The sequence below is a fragment of the Microcoleus sp. AT3-D2 genome, assembly GCF_036705715.1.
Classification (GTDB): Bacteria; Cyanobacteriota; Cyanobacteriia; order Cyanobacteriales; family Microcoleaceae; genus Microcoleus.
Map to the genome: position 1 here is coordinate 25,525 of NZ_JAUBVE010000003.1, position 16,490 is coordinate 42,014.

Below are 16,490 nucleotides of genomic sequence, written 5' to 3' on the forward strand. Positions count from 1 at the left end.
ATGGTTAACCAAAAAGACAATGTAATTTTAATTGTTGACGATAACCCGAATAACCTAAAACTTCTGTTCGATTTTTTGAGGGAGTCAGGCTTCAAGGTTTTAGTAGCTAAGGATGGGGAAAGTGCTATTGAGAAGTTACAAGAAGTTTCGCCAAATATCATATTGTTAGATGTGATGATGCCGGGGATAGATGGGTTTGAAACCTGCTACCGCTTAAAAGCATCGGTGGCAACGAAAGATATCCCTGTGATTTTTATGACAGCTCTTACCGATCGCGTGGATAAGGTTAAAGGTCTGTCAATGGGGGCAGTAGATTATATCACTAAACCCTTTCAGCAAGAGGAAGTCCTAGCCCGCGTGCAACTACACCTGAGACTGCGAAATTTGACCAAGACGTTGGAAGAGCAAAATGTGCTTCTCAAAGAGGAAATTGAAGCGCGAAAAGAGGCGGAAGTGGCCTTGCAGAAACTCACTTCTGAGTTAGAGGAACGGGTGGCTTCTCAAACGGCTGAACTTAGACAAGCCTGCAACGAGCTTCAACAGGCTCAAGTTCAGTTGTTGGAAAGAGAAGAAAAATTAGGACATGATGCTTTTCACGACGCGCTAACGGAGTTGCCTAACCGCGCTTGGTTTATGAATCGGCTGCAACAGGCGATCGACTTGTCGTACAAACGTGAAGATTATCTATATGCGGTGCTATTTATTGACCTAGATCGCTTTAAAGTAGTGAATGATAGCCTCGGGCATTTGGTTGGGGATCAATTACTAAAAAGCATTGCTCGTCAACTTCAAGTTTGTTTACGCCATACAGATGCAGTTGCGCGGTTTGGAGGAGATGAATTTGTGATATTGCTGGAAGATATTAAAGATATTGATGAACCAAACAGGGTGGCTGAACGCATCCAAAATCAATTAAGGCAGCCGTTTAATTTGAATGATTATGAAGTATTTACCGAGATCAGCATTGGCATTATTGTTAGCACAATGGGTTACGATCGCCCAGAAGACGTGCTCAGAGATGCGGATATAGCAATGTATTATGCTAAAGCTCAAGGCAGAGGGCGTTACGAAGTTTTCGATCCAGCGATGCAAACTGTGGCGATGACGCGCTTGCAGTTGGAGAACGACTTGAGAAGGGCGATCGCGCTACAAGAATTTTGCGTTCACTACCAGCCAATTGTCTCCCTTTCTACGGGGCAACTGAGTGGCTTTGAAGCTTTGGTACGCTGGCATCACGCATCTGGCACGATCTACCCGCCTGCCGAGTTTATCCCTGTGGCTGAAGAAACTGGTTTGATCAATGAACTGGGGTGGTGGGTTTTGCAGGAAGCTTGTCACCAGATCAGTATTTGGCAGCAACAGTTTCCCCAAACACCTCCCTTGGCGATTAATGTCAATCTTTCCCCCGTGCAGCTCAAGCAAGTAAACCTAGTCAATCGAATTGAGGAGATTTTGCAGCAGACTGGCTTTCCAAGTTACTGTTTAAAATTAGAGATTACTGAAAGTTGCATTTTAGAAACAGTATCCAGGGAAGAAAAGATGTTGAAGCAGCTAAAAGCTCTAGGCATTCTGTTGTGTATCGATGACTTTGGCACGGGCTATTCTTCTTTAAGCCGCTTACACGAGTTTCCCATTGATACCTTAAAGATTGACCGCTCTTTTGTGAGCCGCATAGGGTTAGACAACAGCGGCGTAGAAATTATCCAGACAATTGTGACGCTGGCTCGCAGCCGAGGTATGGATATTGTGGCAGAAGGCATAGAAACGCCAACACAGCTACAGAAACTGCGAGAGTTGGGGTGTGAGTTGGGGCAAGGATATTTATTTTCTAGGCCTGTAGACAGCGAAAAGGCAACCGAACTATTAGGCTTAAAAGTAGGGCTAGCAAGCTGGCCTGACATCTAGTTTGCCTCGATAAATTTTAGGAAACTCTTGTGGGATAGGCTCAAAAGCCTACTCTCATCATCATGCGAACTCAATTCTGCTGGGAATTAATAGTTAGTTTGGGTGGGATTTTTGGTATTTTATGAATTTATAAAATTTACGTCATGCCGGAACGTTAATTTTTAGGAATTCCTAGCGGGTTTATGCTCAGTAACACAGAATTTCCGATATTTTGATTCACTATTGTCTCGGACGATCGACTTTGAGTCGCACTCTTGCAGTGGATGCTGCCCCTTGGGGGGTGCGGAATCGGGGATTGCGAATTTGGTATCAAAAACTCTCTAACGCCACACTCGCCTTAAATTCAACACAAATCCTGGCAATACGTCTTCCCCGGATAACTCGGCAGGATTGATTAATATTTCTACTTCTACTTGTTGTCGATAAATCTCTACCTGCCGGTTTTGCGGGTCAATCAACCAGCCCAATCTTGCGCCGTTGTCGATGTATTCCCGCATCTTAGTTTGAAGGGTGGAGAGACTATCAGATGCCGAGCGCAATTCTACTACAAAGTCTGGACACAGGGGAACGAAGCCTTGGCGCTGTTTTGGAGTTAGTGCCTCCCAGCGAGTTCGACTCACCCAGGAAGCGTCGGGAGAACGGCGAGCACCATTGGGGAGGATGAATCCAGTAGAAGAGTCAAAACCTTCTCCTAAATCCTCGTGTGCTTCGCACCAGCGATCAACTTGCCCGCTGATGCTGAGATTGCGGCTGCCTGATTCTCCTCCTGTGGGTGGATTCACTATTAATTCTCCTGCGGCGGTTCTCTCTAATCTCAAGTCGGGATTTGCCAATGCTAGGGCCTCGAATTGCTCGCTACTGACAACAATCCCGATCGCGTTTGGCAATTCTATAGATATGGTTTCTGGTTCAGTAAATATTTGTACCATATTCAATTCCAGTTTTTTTTAGATTGAACTCGGCAACAAAAAAAAGTTAAAGGACTCTCGCACGGGGTGGGGCGGGTTTAGGAGATTGTGTGTTTTAGGCAATTATGATCGGTGAACCCGCCCCTACAATTTTTTGACAATCGTGCAATATGTTTGACGCTTTCTACAACTGTCCGAAACCTTTTTTAGGCTTATCTTTTTTCTTTTTCTTCTTCTGCTGGGCACCCATATAGCCACGGGAACCGGGCTGCATTCCGGGGCCGCCCATTCCTGGCATTCCGGGCATTCCGGGTAATCCTCCCATTCCTGTAAAGTTGCCTTGACTCATTTGCTGCATCATAGTACGCATTTTCTGAAAATCGCTAACCAGTTTAGTTACGTCGTTTTCAGCGTAGCCTGCGCCTTTGCCGATGCGGCGGCGGCGGGATGGAGAACTTGCTAAAAGTTCGGGATTGCGGCGTTCTTCAACTGTCATCGAATTAATCATGGCTTCGGTGCGTTTTAGCTGCACTTCTCCCTGCCGCATTTGTTCGTCTGAAAGTTTGTTCATCCCCGGAATCATTTTCATGATGCCGCCGAGGGAACCCATATTTTTTAACAGTCTGGTTTGTTTGAGAAAGTCGGTAAAGTCAAACTTTGCCGTGAGCATTTTCTCTTGCATTTTTTCGGCATCGGCGATGTCGAATTCTTCTTGCGCTTTTTCTACTAGCGTCAAGACATCGCCCATGCCGAGTATTCTCGATGCCATGCGATCGGGATAAAATGGTTGCAATGCTTCCACTTTTTCGCCGACGCCGACAAATTTAATCGGCGCGCCGGATATTTGCCGCACGGATAAGGCTGCACCGCCGCGGCTGTCACCGTCTAATTTGGTTAAGATTGCGCCGGTAATGCCGATTTGTTCGTGAAAGGTGCGGGTTAAATTGGCTGCTTCTTGGCCGGTCATGGCATCAACAACTAACAGCGTTTCGTGGGGTTGTACTGTTTGTTTGATGCGGCCCAATTCTGCCATCATGTCTTGGTCGATTTGCAGGCGGCCTGCTGTATCGACGATGATGGTATCGATGCCAATTTGTTTGCCGTGTTCGATGCCTTGGCGGGCTATTTCTACGGGGTCAATGTCTTTGCCTAATTCAAATACTGGTACGTCGATTTGTTTGCCGAGTGTCAGCAATTGGTCGATCGCGGCTGGTCGATAAATGTCGGTTGCGACTAGCAGTGCGGTACGATTTTGTTTGCGGAGGTGCAGCGCTAGTTTGGCGGTAGCTGTGGTTTTCCCGGTTCCTTGCAAACCTGCCATCAGGATCACTGTGGGCCCGGAGTCTGCGGTGGCGAGAGGTACGTTGGTTTCCCCCATGACGCGCACGAGTTCGTCGTGGACGATTTTAATGAATTGTTGATCGGGACGGACGCCTGAAACGACTTCTGCGCCTTGTGCTTTTGCCGCTACCTCTGAGATGAAGTTTTTGACGACTTGGAGGTTGACATCGGCTTCCAGGAGGGCGCGGCGGACTTCTTTGAGGGCGTCTTGAATGTTGGACTCGGAGATTTTATTCTGTCCGCGCAGTTTTTTCCAGGTGGATTCGAGTCGATCGGCAAGGGCTTCAAACATAGGGCATTGTTGGCTAGTCAGTCTTTTTAATTTTAAAGCTAAATGGGGCTGTTTGGATGCAAGTTTTGGGAAAAGTTGGATGTTTTTATTTTTTAACCGCTGATGAACACGGATTAACGCGCTATGAGTTGGGATCTTTTGTTATATACTTACTGTCTATTAGTGATAATAATGCCTGCAATGATTAACAACGTACTAAAGAGATGAACTAAGGCGATCGGTTCATTGAGAATAAGCCACGCAGCAAGACCGCTAAAGACTGGAATCATGTAGTAAATTAAAGCTGTGCGGGAAGGGCCAATTAGGGCGATCGCCTGATTCCATGCGAGATAGGCCACTACTGAAGAAAGCACTCCAACGTAGAGCAATGCCCTCACGATGGCTGGATTAAAGACAACAGGATGATAAATCCAACATTCAAGGGCATATAAGGGTACTAAGAATAATAGCCCTAAACTAAAAGTACATAAGCTAAAGGTTGTGATGTGCATGGCCGATGGCTTGCGTTTGACTAACATGGTGTAGCCAGCGAAGATTATGGCAGCCAATAGCATATAAATATCGCCAATGGCGAAAGAAATATTGAGTAATTTTTCTAAAGAACCTCCTGCGAGCAAAAGTATAACGCCGCTGACTGTGATCGCAATTCCCGCGAACCGCGTCAGAAATATAATTTCTCCATAAAAAATTCTAGACATTAGTACGATAAAAATAGGGGAAGAAGCAGCGATTAATGACAAGTTTGTGGCCTGTGTTGTGTGACCTGCAATATAGATTAATGTGTTAAAAGCAGTCACGCCTAAAAACCCCGATACAGCCAAGTATGGCAGATGTTTTTGTACCAATTTCCAGTCTGCGATTGTGGTTTTGATAGCGAATGGTGTCAGAGTTACAACAGCGATCGTCCATCGCCAAAAGGCTAGTCCTACGGGTAGAATATCTTGATTAAAAGCTCTGGCAACAATGAAGTTACCCGCCCATATTAAAGTAGCAACTACTGCTAAAAAATAACCCATTAGTATGAGATATTTAGGCTGTGATTTACCTAACTTCTCGCTACTTTTATAATTTTTATTATTCTTCATTATCATTTATGATATCGTTTGGAACTCGCTCGGTATTCGATCGACCTCCAGTATACCTAGCTCATCTGCCAGTGTTAAAACTTCGGCAATATCCATTTTAAGAATTCTGCAAAGTACGGTTGCCTATAGATAGATTGCCCGCTATCTGTAGGGACACGGCAGTACCGTGTCCTACGCAAAACTGCCGTGTCTCGTACCCGGAACTAACTCTATAGCCCGTCTAATTCCCTACAAATAACTAAGCCAAAAACTGGAATTGAGAACCGTTAACTGCCAAAGCAAACGGACTTGCTTGTTCAAATGCACCGATAAGTTCAAAGTTGTCCGTGTTTAAAACTATCCCCACAACTTGTCCGGTAATTATGTTTTCAATTACCATGTCGTTGATAATTCCGTCGTTATCGTAAGCAATCAAATTGTCGTCTTCAAAGAAAAGGTCTAACTCTGTTAAACCCTCCGTCAAACCGATACGATCGCCCTCGTCAAAGTTAAAATCGGTAACGACATCTGCTCCATTTATACCAAATGCTTCATCGTTGCTTCTGAGGACGAATATGTCACCACCGAGGCCTCCCGTAAGCACGTCAACTCCCCGATCGCCCACCAAGAAATCGTCGCCCTCATTGCCGTCTAAATCGTCGTCTCCTTGCCCTCCCCGCAGGATATCGTTCCCGAACCCTCCGAAGATAAGGTCATTTCCGGCGTCGCCCCTAACTACGTCGTTGCCATCATTTCCATCCAGGAGATCGTCTTCTTTACCGCCGTAAATTATGTCATTTCCGCCGCCACCACCGATAATATCATTGCCGTTATTTCCTAACAGCCGTTCGTTGGAATCCGACGAACCTCCTATAGTATCGTTGCCGTCGAGTCCCCAAACTCCCCAGGGAAAAGACGACAAATTTCCATTCCCTACGTTAATCTCATCGGGTGTAGCGAATGCCAAAAGACGTGGGCCGCCGCCAGCAAATACAGGAAATCCCGTCACATCGCCAATGAGATTGTTAACCGTTAAAGCCATAACTATGTCCTTTCAAAAATCCTGTTAGCTATATTATATATGTTAATTCTTGCATTGCCAAATAGCAAGTTATATTGGAATTTTGGTCGCAAATATCCTGGCTAAGTTAGTGACAAGCAACCTGCTTGCCAATTATTAATTACCAATTACCAATTACCAATTACCAGGGCTGTGATTCATTCAACCCAAACTTGCTATATATCTCGCCTCAGAGTCAAATAGCATTAGTTGCTGACACTATCCGCTACTGTTTACCGCTTATAATGGGTGTTACCCTCCAGGCGGTAAACACGTTAATATCACCTATAACGTCGAGACTGAGAGGTTGTTTGTGAATAAAAGTAAAAGTCCCTGGGCCCATCGTCCGAGAAAAAACCCAGTTTCCGATACCCATACACAAACTTTACAAACAGGATATAAGCTCTTTACAAAGCCATAATCGCCGATCGCTGACATTTTTTGGCAAAATCCACTGCTTTCAGGTGTTTTACTCATGTCTACTCCTAAATCGTCTTCCCATCAAAACAACAACTCCGTAAAATCACTGCCAGCGACAGATATCGTCCCAACAAAGCAAGACAGTAAGAATCTGCCCAGCGAACCAAGTATAGAACAGCTACTGGAAGCTTTGGCGGGCCAAGTACCCAGTCAATCTTCTGAAATTGAACCCTTGAAAACGTGGAAACAAGATTTACAGCGATTGTTTCAATTTCTCGGCGATCGCCGCGTTTTAATCGCAGTAATGCAACCGGGAACTTTTGCCCTGCGGTACGCTAACGCAGCATTTTGCCGCTTGGCCGGTTGGGAGGAAACGTCCTTGGCAACTCAATCTATCAACGGTTTGTTTGCAGAAACCGACATCACTCTGCTGGAACTGTTCGAGGATTGGGGCGGCAAAACAGCAGAACAATTGTACCGCCGCCATCTTTTGCACTGGGTATTTAAGCAATATTATCAAATTGACATCGACGGTTTGCGGGTGCTAGAAGAACCTGTCACTGCGAGTGTAAAAAACCCCAAACACCGAGAACCCAGATTTATAGAATTTTGGCTGGGTTCGGAACAGTTAAAAACTACTCGAATCGACTCAAAAATAGATGAATTCGCGGATATTTCTTTAAGATTAATGCCTGTTGCGGAACGGGAAGCTTGGCTGATGCAGCCGAATCAACTGGAAAATTTAGCCGATCGATTGCAGTTGGATAATTACCGCGTAGAAGGCTTGCTGTTGCTAGAAGGTTTTGATGTCACCGTGCAGGAGCAAATTCGCCGACTGACTCAGTTATTGATCGATCAAGATTCGATGCTGCGGCCAGACAAATTTGAGAAAATTGATCGGTGTTTGCGATCGCTTTTTAATGCTGACGGCACTTTGCTGCTGCGGCCCGACGGCGAACAGGTACAGCTATTAGTTGCAAAAGACGGCCAACATTTGCAGCCAATTCTTTATTCAATGAATTCTTTAGAAGCTTCTCACTTTTTGAAGGCCACAGCAGCAAATCAAGTTTGGAACGTGCCAGACTTGCGTAGGGAGTGCGAAACCGAGTGCGATCGAACTTTGCGGAGAATGGGAACTCGATCGATGCTGCTGGTGCCCCTGGTAGTCAAATCCGTCACCCGCGAGGGGTGCGGGCAGCGGATTTTGGGAGTTGTGGGGCTGTTGTGCGATCGGCCAAACCACTTCAACGGCATTGACACTCAACACGCCCAAGAACTCATTCCCGCCTTCATTGCAGCCCTGCGGCAAGCCATCCAAGAACGGTTTACCCACATTCACAACATCCACCCCGCAGTCGAATGGCGGTTCGCCCAAGAAGCAGAAAGGCGAAGTTGGGGACTACCTGCTGAAACAATCGTATTTGCTGATGTTCATCCGCTGTACGGAATTTCGGACATTCGCGGTTCTAGCGACGAAAGAAACCGAGCCATTCAAACTGATTTGCTCGAACAATTCCGCTTAGGTTTAGTCATAGCTGATGCTGTTTGCGAAACACAAATTACCCACCTCGGCGAGCAACTGCGGCTCGACTTGCTCGACTACATCCAGCATTTAAAACAAAAAGTAACAGTCGATATGGAGGTGCGAGCCGCCGAGTATTTAAACGAGCATTTAGAAGTATATTTTGACTATTTTGTGCAGTGCGGGCCCAAGGTTCAGGAAGCTGTTGAAGCTTACCAAGCAGCCTGTGAAAATGAACACAACTGCGTTTACAGCGATCGCAACCGCTACGACCAAATGCTAAATCTAATCAGCACCAAACTCCAAGAAACCTGGACCCGCTGGCAAGAACAAATGCAGCAAATTCTCCCCCACTACTGCGACATCGAATGCACCGACGGCATCGATCACATGATTTATGTAGGAAAATCGATCGACCCCAAATTTAGCGAGTTTCATCTGCACAGTTTGCGGTACGAACAACTGCGAGCAATTTGCGACTGCGGTCGCACAATTTTTCGCTTGCAATCCGAGTCTCAAATCAACATGGAACTCGCACATTTAGTATTAGTGCAGAATACAACGATCGACATTTTTCACAACGAAAATACCGAAAAAATGTTTGATGTCAAAGGCACTCGCGACATCCGCTATGAACTTGTCAAAAAGCGGATCGAAAAAGCCGTTGACAAAGACGCACAAGAGCGAATTACGCAGTCAGGGATGTTGACTGTCGTTTATTCCACGGAGGAAGAGTGGGAAGAATATCAGCAATACTTGCGCTACTTGTCTCGCGAAGGTTGGGTAGAGCCAAAAGTTCAGACTGGCATGGTAGAATCACAACAAGGAGTCAGCGGTTTAAAATTCGCCCGCGTGCGTATTTTGCCTGAACCGGAATCTATTTCTACTATCTGTGAAGTTACGGTAGTCAGCGATTGATAACCCGTTCAATTGCCTGTTTTAGGCCCAGTGCGATCGCTCCCATCTCCGGCTGTTTTAGGCCCAGTGCGATCGCTCCCATGCCTCTGAAAAACTGTGGAGCGAAAGCATTCGGGACTCACACAAGACCAATATTACATTTAAAATGTTGGTTGACACCAACGATCAAGCGCACATTTTCACTTAGTGTATATTCCGTGTGATTGGGAATCGCCCAATACACGATCGGAATCACACAAAATCTAGATTAAGTAGTGTTAATCTAATCCTAATTAGCTCCTGTAATTTATAACTTAAGTGATGTTAACCTTATCAGAATACCAAATAACTTCTACTCTGCACGAAGGCGTGGAAACAACAATCTATCGCGGACAAACATCGACAGACGCGCCCCCAGTAATTCTGAAAGTCCTCAAAGCTGAATATCCCACCCTCGAAGCCATTACAAGGCTCAAACACGAATATCAAATCCGCCAAAACTTAGACAGCCAACAAATCGTCAAAGCAATCAGTCTCGAAACATTTGACCACCGATTAGGAATCGTTTTAGAAGACTTTGGCGGCGAATCCCTCGCCAAACTGCTGGAAAGAGAAACCTTGAGCCTGCAAGCAAATTTAAACATCGCCATCCAAATAGTCAAAGCCTTACAATACCTGCATTTTCAGCACATTATTCACAAAGACATTAAACCCAGCAACATCATAATTAACTCGGAAACAAAACAAGTAAAACTCACAGACTTCGGCATTGCTACAAAACTCAACAAAGAAAACCCACAATTTAACAATCCCAACTCAGTCGAAGGCACATTAGCCTATATGTCACCCGAACAAACCGGGAGAATGAACCGCACCCTCGACTACCGCACAGACTTTTATTCCTTTGGTATCACATTATATGAAATGCTGACAGGCAAATTGCCTTTCCCCAGCAAAGACCCCTTAGAAATAGTTTATAGCCACATCGCAGTTCAAGCAATATATCCCCATCAAATCAACTCAGAAATACCTGTCGCCATCTCAGAGATAGTGATGAAATTGATGGCAAAAAATGCCGAAGATAGATATCAAAGTGCGGCCGGATTGTTAGCAGACTTAGAAATTTCTTTGCATCAGTTAGAAACTACCGGACAAATTGCCGACTTCATCCCCGGACGCTTAGATATTCTCAGCCAATTGTTAATCCCCCAAAAATTGTATGGTAGAGAACAACAAGTCAACGAACTATTAGCAGCATTTGAACGTGTAGGGGCGGGTTCACCCAAATCTTTGCAACCCAACCTAAATACAGAAAAACCCGCCCGCCCCAATGCAGAAACCCTTTCAGTCGCATCTTTTCCACCAAACCAAAACACAGAAAAATTCGCCCATTGCCAAAGCGAACTAATGCTAGTATCAGGCTACTCAGGCATCGGTAAATCAGCCGTAGTCAACGAAGTTAGCAAACCCATTACCCGGTCAAAAGGTTACTTCATCAGCGGCAAATTTGACCAACTAAAACGCAACATTCCTTATGCCTCATTAATCCAAGCATTTAACTCCTTGCTGCGACAATTGCTAACAGAAAGTGTACTTTCATTAGAAATATGGCGCACTAAAATTTTAACAGCAGTGGGAACAGACGGCCAAGTAATTGCCGACGTAATTCCAAAAGTTGAATTTATCATCGGCAAACAGCCAGAAGTCCCAGAACTCGCCCCTGTAGAATCCCAAAATCGCTTCAATCGGGTATTCAAAGAATTTATTCGCGTTTTCGCCCAAAAAGAACACCCCCTAGTTATCTTTTTAGACGATTTGCAGTGGGCAGATTCAGCAACATTAAAGTTAATGCAAATACTGATAACTGACCCTGACCAAGAATATTTGTTGCTAATCGGTGCCTATCGAGACAATGAAGTTAGTCCGACCCACCCCTTAATTCAGACTGTAGAAGAAATTGAAAAAACTGGTACAATAGTCAACAATATCGTGTTGCAACCGCTGGATTTAGCAAATGTGACGGAATTAGTCACTGAAACACTTAACAGTAGCACAGAAAAAGTAAGCAGCCTAGCAGACTTAATCTGGAATAAAACGGGCGGGAATCCTTTTTTCTTGACGCAATTACTCCAAGCACTTTATCAAGACTCTCTTTTAAGATTTGACTTTAATCCCATTCCAAATGAGGGAATTCAAAGTGGCTGGTATTGGAGTATAGATGAAATCCAAGCCATTGGAATCACCGATAAAAGTGTGGTGGAACTGGTAGCTTCTCGCATTGAAAAGCTGCCCGCACCCACGCAAGAAGTCTTGAAGCTAGCAGCTTGCGTGGGAGATAAATTTGCTCTAGATGTGCTGTCACTTGTTAGCGAAAAGTCAGCTAATACTACAGCAACTGAACTTTATTCAGCTTTGCAATCAGGGTTGATTCTGCCATTGAGCGATGCTTATCGCATTCCTTTAGTTTTCGATCGAGCCGAATCAATCAATCTCAAGTTAGACACTTCGCGGATTAGTTACAGATTTTTGCACGATCGCGTTCAGCAAGCCGCCTATTCGCTAATTCCCGCAGACCAAAAGCAATCTACCCATTTAAAAATCGGTCAATTACTGTTAAACAATACTCCAGCAGACAAGCTAGAAGAAAACATCTTTGATATCGTCAATCAATTGAATGTCGGAATTGACACGATTAGCCAACAGTCAGAAAAAACTCAGTTGGCACAATTAAATTTAACGGCTGGACGCAAGGCAAAAGCCGCGAGTGCTTATGAAGCTGCTGTTAGGTATTTGCGGGTGGCTATGGAATTATTGCCAGCGGATTGTTGGCAAAGTCAGTATGAATTAACATTAGCAATTTACGAGTCAACAGCAGAAGCTGAATACTTAAACATCAACTATGAAAATTCAAAAAAACTGGTCGATATCGTACTGCAAAACGCTAATAATTTACTGGAAAAAATGAATGTTTATGAACTTCAAATTCAGTCTTACAATGCTCAAATTAGACTTGTAGAAGCACTAAATACAGGACTGGAAGTGCTGAAACTGTTAGGCATTTCTTTTCCTCAAAACCCCAACGCGCTAAATATTGTGGCGGGACTGATGAAGACAAAACTGAGCTTGGGATTGAAACGAATTGAGGATTTAGCTAACTTGCCAGAAATGACAGATCCCAATCAACAAGCAGCCATGCGGATTTTATCAGGGATTATCAGCACTGCTGTTCAGGGAAAACCCCGCCTGGTACCACTGCTGGCATTTAGGATGGTCAAGCTGTGCATTAAATATGGCAATTCACCTTATGCAAGTATTGCCTACCTTTATTATGGCGTAGTTATGTGCCGGCTAGGGGACATTAGTTTGGCATACCAATGCGGTCAACTGGCCATTAGGATGTTAGACAAATCTCCATCCCGTTCAATGAAAAGTAGAGTTTATACACTCTTGGGTTGTTTTATTCTACACTGGAAAACCGAACTTTACTCAGGATTAAGCGTTCTCAAGGAAGGTTTTCAAACTGGGATGGAAACTGGAGAATTGGAATATGCGAGTTATTGTATAGGTCAATATTGCTTCAAAAAAATGTCGATAGGAGAGCCTCTAGATTTGGTGGAGCAGGAGACTGGTAAATATATGAAACTAATGCAGCAATCTCAACTAGAAATGGCTGTACAGTATCTAAGTATAGGCAGCCAGACAACCCTCAATTTGCGCGGTCAAGCTGTCGAACCCTGCCATTTAGTTGGTGAGAGCTTTAATGAAGTCAAAACGCTCCCCGTTTTAATAGAATCTAAAAACTTTTTTTTAGTGAGTTTGGTTTATCATGCCAAAACTCAGCTTGATTTTGTCTTCAGGAACTACGCGGAAGCCTTAGAGAATTCAAGGTTATTTGAGAAATATGAAGAAGCCGTAGCCGGATTTTATGTAGTTTCCCTGAATAATTTTTACTCTTCTATAAGTCTTCTCGCTTTGTATCCCCAAGCTGAGAAAGGGGAACAAAAGCAATATCTGAAAAAAGTGCTGCGAAACCAAAAGAAGATGAAAAAATGGGCAGTTGATGCTCCGATGAATTATCAACACAAATACGACTTGGTAGCAGCGGAAACAGCGCGAGTGTTGGGGCAAAATACCGAAGCAATGGAATTGTACGATCGCGCAATTGATGGAGCTGCCAAAAACGGTTACATTCAAGAGGAAGCATTAGCCTATGAATTAGCCGGAGAATTTTATCAAGCTTTGGGTAAAGAGATAGTTTCTCAAGCATATCTGACTAAAGCCTATTATGGATATATCCATTGGGGAGCCACAGCTAAAGTTAAGCACTTGGAATCAACACATCCTTTCTTAGCAGCACAGACGCGCACAATTCAAACCTCAACCCTCGATGTCACCCGCACGGCTACGGGAAATACTACCAGTAGTAGTTTAGGCGATTTCTTAGACTTAGCTACTTTTATTAAGTCGGCGCAAGCCATTAACGGTGAAATTGTTCTCGAAAAATTGTTGACCAAATTAATCAAAATTATTTTAGAAAATGCGGCAGCTCAAAAAGTAGTGCTGCTGCTGCTGAAAAACGATATCCTCTGCATAGAAGCTACTGGAACTCATGCGGAGGATACAGTCACACTTTTACCGTCTATTCCCGTAGAAAATCGTCAAGATGTACCCCTTTCTGTGATTAATTACGTACACCGCAGTCAAAAGCATCTGGTTTTAGACAATGCGACTATCGCCGAACCTTTTAAGGTAGATACCTACATTCAAAAATATCAACCAAAATCAATTCTCTGTTTGCCGATTATTTATCAATATCAGCGGCGCGGAATAATTTATTTAGAAAATGCTTTGACAGTAGGAGCTTTTACAGCAGAGAGAGTAGAAGTATTCAAAGTGTTAATTTCTCAAGTTGCTATTGCTGTAGAAAATGCTGGGTTGTACTCGCGGGAGAAAGAAAAATCTCAACAGTTAGAAAAATCTTTCAATGAATTGCAACAGGCGCAACTGCAACTCATTCAAAGCGAAAAAATGTCGGCTCTCGGTAACTTGATTGCAGGGGTTGCTCACGAAATTAACAATCCGCTGGGTTTTATTGCGGGGAATATTGATGCTGCTGCTGAAGCAAGCTTAGATTTGATCGATCACTTGCAACTTTACCAAGAAAAATTTCCTAATCCGGGAGATGAGTTAGAAGATAAAGCATCGGAGATTGATTTAGAATATTTGATGGAAGATTTGCCAAAAATGCTTTTATCTATGAAATCCGGTACAGAGCGCATTCGCAATATTAGCACGTCTTTGCGGACTTTTTCCCGCGCTGACAGTGCGAATAAAGTGTCAGCAAATATTCATGAGGGCATCGACAGCACTTTGATGATTTTACAGTATCGCCTAAAAGCTAAAGATACTCGCCCCGCGATTAAAATTATCAAAGAATACGGAGATATCCCGCCAGTTAAATGTTATTTTGGGCAACTGAATCAGGTATTTATGAATTTGCTGGCAAATGCGATCGAGTGTTTTGACGAATCCAATCAGGGCCGCACTTACGCTGAAATTAAAGCTTTACCGAATACGATCGCCATTATCACTCAAGTCTCCGAGGATAGCAACAGCGTGGTGATTACCATCAAAGATAACGGTCAAGGAATGTCATCTGAGGTCAAGTCGAAAATATTTGACCATTTATTTACTACCAAAGGAGTAGGAAAAGGTACTGGTTTGGGGTTGTCTATCAGCAGGCAAATTGTGGAAGAAACCCACGGCGGTAAACTAACTTGCGAATCGGTGCTGGGAGAAGGTTCGGAATTTGCGATCGCCCTTCCCGTGAATTAAGATTATGGAACTATGGGGTGTTTTAAAACCCGGAGATCCCCCCTAACCCCCCTTCATAAGTGGGGGACAAGAGTATGCTCAAAGTCAACCCCTACTCCCCTTTTTAAGGGGGATTTAGGGGGAGCGAGACTCGGATAAAAACACCACAACACATATATGAAAATTTGTCAATGCCTAATTATTTCTGAAAAAGTCTGCTGTTCACAGTCTACATTCGACAGTATGCAGTTACATTATTAGCTAAATGTAATAACTATATTTGATAGGAGTTTTTCGAGTGAACGCTGCCGAACAAGCCAAAAATATAGAAGTTGCCAGCAAAATTGCTGCGGTTGTTAATTTATTCAAGTCCGAATTCCCGGATGCAAAAGTCGATTTGAAACCTTGGATGAATGACCAGGATACCAGAGAACTTGTAGATCCAGATTCGATCGACATTGGCTTCCATTTTCCCGGTAGAAGTCGCTTGCTACAAAGCCGCAGTATTTTGATTCAAATCCGATTTTACCAAGATCCGGTGGAAGGATATCGGCGGGCGATCGGAGTTGAGGCCGCCGGTTACGATCATAGCGGTCAGCAGTGGCACTTTTCTACTGTGGAAAATTGGAATTTTCTCGGCCTAACGGAACCTGCAGTGGAGTCGGCGCAAAAACTCAAAGACTTTTGCCAGCAGATATTCGATTTGTTTAATCAGTCATTCAGCGATTGAAATCGCTTCTTGTCGAACGAAGTCCACTCCAAGCGGACTAAGAAATAAGCTGGATTTGGTATTAGTCCTGATTATCGCAATTGTCGATCGACTTACAGCCAACTGGATAAACAGATTTGTAAGTAGTCGATCGCTTGCCAAACAAAGTATAGCGGTTATCGCGGACTTGTTCGTAAACGCGATCGCCCATCCACTTCATCCCCGGCATTGCCCGGTAAGCAGCCACAAACACCTCGCCAGCAGGAAGTATCCGCCCGATTTCCTCCGCCGCATCGCTGCCCTGCCAGCGCCGTTCCGGGGTGTTATCATCTATCAAAATCATCCCCATTTCGCAGTCTTCAGACGTAATCCCAAAGCGATTTAATTGCTCTAAATCTTGCATGGAAATATACTCAAAATTCTGGCCTTTATCTAAATTTTCTAGTAACTGCACCAAGGTAACGCAGAGATTGCAATTGCCGTCGTAAATTACGTTATATTTCATTAGTTGACTGTTGACTGTTGACTGTTGACTGTTGGCTGTTGACTACTGACTAC

General features: G+C 44.1%; 9 protein-coding genes. 4 read left to right on the forward strand and 5 right to left on the reverse strand.

Going from position 1 to position 16,490, the window contains the following annotated elements; all coding sequences use genetic code 11:
• Nucleotides 1-1,905, forward strand: a complete 1,905-nt coding sequence (locus tag QUB44_RS02340) for an EAL domain-containing protein (RefSeq protein WP_333362619.1) — start codon at nt 1-3, stop codon at nt 1,903-1,905.
• Nucleotides 1,906-2,225: 320 nt separating this feature from the next.
• Here the strand turns inward: QUB44_RS02340 and QUB44_RS02345 are convergent, their stop codons facing one another.
• From QUB44_RS02345 to QUB44_RS02360, 4 genes are all read right to left on the reverse strand, one after another.
• Complete coding sequence (locus tag QUB44_RS02345) at nt 2,226-2,834, reverse strand: Uma2 family endonuclease (protein WP_333166677.1); 609 nt, start codon at nt 2,832-2,834, stop codon at nt 2,226-2,228.
• Nucleotides 2,835-2,997: 163 nt separating this feature from the next.
• Entirely contained in the window at nt 2,998-4,446 is a 1,449-nt protein-coding gene (gene ffh, locus QUB44_RS02350) for a signal recognition particle protein (protein ID WP_333166674.1), read from the reverse strand.
• Between the two features lie 149 nt (nt 4,447-4,595).
• The gene (locus QUB44_RS02355) at nt 4,596-5,531 is read right to left on the reverse strand and encodes a DMT family transporter (protein WP_333362622.1); all 936 of its coding nucleotides are present in this window, start codon (nt 5,529-5,531) and stop codon (nt 4,596-4,598) included.
• A gap of 238 nt (nt 5,532-5,769) precedes the next feature.
• Nucleotides 5,770-6,552, reverse strand: coding sequence for a calcium-binding protein (locus QUB44_RS02360; protein ID WP_333362626.1), 783 nt, complete (start codon nt 6,550-6,552; stop codon nt 5,770-5,772).
• 493 nt (nt 6,553-7,045) lie between these two features.
• On the opposite strand from QUB44_RS02360, the gene QUB44_RS02365 reads away from it, so the two are divergent.
• From QUB44_RS02365 to QUB44_RS02375, 3 genes are all read left to right on the forward strand, one after another.
• Nucleotides 7,046-9,430, forward strand: coding sequence for a GAF domain-containing protein (locus QUB44_RS02365; RefSeq protein WP_333362630.1), 2,385 nt, complete (start codon nt 7,046-7,048; stop codon nt 9,428-9,430).
• Nucleotides 9,431-9,730: 300 nt separating this feature from the next.
• Entirely contained in the window at nt 9,731-15,244 is a 5,514-nt protein-coding gene (locus QUB44_RS02370; RefSeq protein ID WP_333362633.1) for a protein kinase domain-containing protein, read from the forward strand.
• Between the two features lie 277 nt (nt 15,245-15,521).
• Entirely contained in the window at nt 15,522-15,953 is a 432-nt protein-coding gene (locus QUB44_RS02375) for a hypothetical protein (RefSeq protein ID WP_333362635.1), read from the forward strand.
• A gap of 61 nt (nt 15,954-16,014) precedes the next feature.
• Here QUB44_RS02375 and QUB44_RS02380 read toward each other — a convergent pair whose 3' ends face one another.
• The gene (locus QUB44_RS02380) at nt 16,015-16,437 is read right to left on the reverse strand and encodes a DCC1-like thiol-disulfide oxidoreductase family protein (protein ID WP_333362638.1); all 423 of its coding nucleotides are present in this window, start codon (nt 16,435-16,437) and stop codon (nt 16,015-16,017) included.
• Nucleotides 16,438-16,490 lie beyond the last annotated feature (53 nt).

Bases quoted from the DNA above. Each gene is read 5' to 3' on its own strand.
- QUB44_RS02340 (WP_333362619.1), top strand. From the start codon at position 1: ATGGTTAACCAAAAAGACAATGTAATTTTAATTGTTGACGATAACCCG.
- QUB44_RS02345 (WP_333166677.1), bottom strand. From the start codon at position 2,834: ATGGTACAAATATTTACTGAACCAGAAACCATATCTATAGAATTGCCA.
- ffh (WP_333166674.1), bottom strand. From the start codon at position 4,446: ATGTTTGAAGCCCTTGCCGATCGACTCGAATCCACCTGGAAAAAACTG.
- QUB44_RS02355 (WP_333362622.1), bottom strand. From the start codon at position 5,531: ATGAAGAATAATAAAAATTATAAAAGTAGCGAGAAGTTAGGTAAATCA.
- QUB44_RS02360 (WP_333362626.1), bottom strand. From the start codon at position 6,552: ATGGCTTTAACGGTTAACAATCTCATTGGCGATGTGACGGGATTTCCT.
- QUB44_RS02365 (WP_333362630.1), top strand. From the start codon at position 7,046: ATGTCTACTCCTAAATCGTCTTCCCATCAAAACAACAACTCCGTAAAA.
- QUB44_RS02370 (WP_333362633.1), top strand. From the start codon at position 9,731: ATGTTAACCTTATCAGAATACCAAATAACTTCTACTCTGCACGAAGGC.
- QUB44_RS02380 (WP_333362638.1), bottom strand. From the start codon at position 16,437: ATGAAATATAACGTAATTTACGACGGCAATTGCAATCTCTGCGTTACC.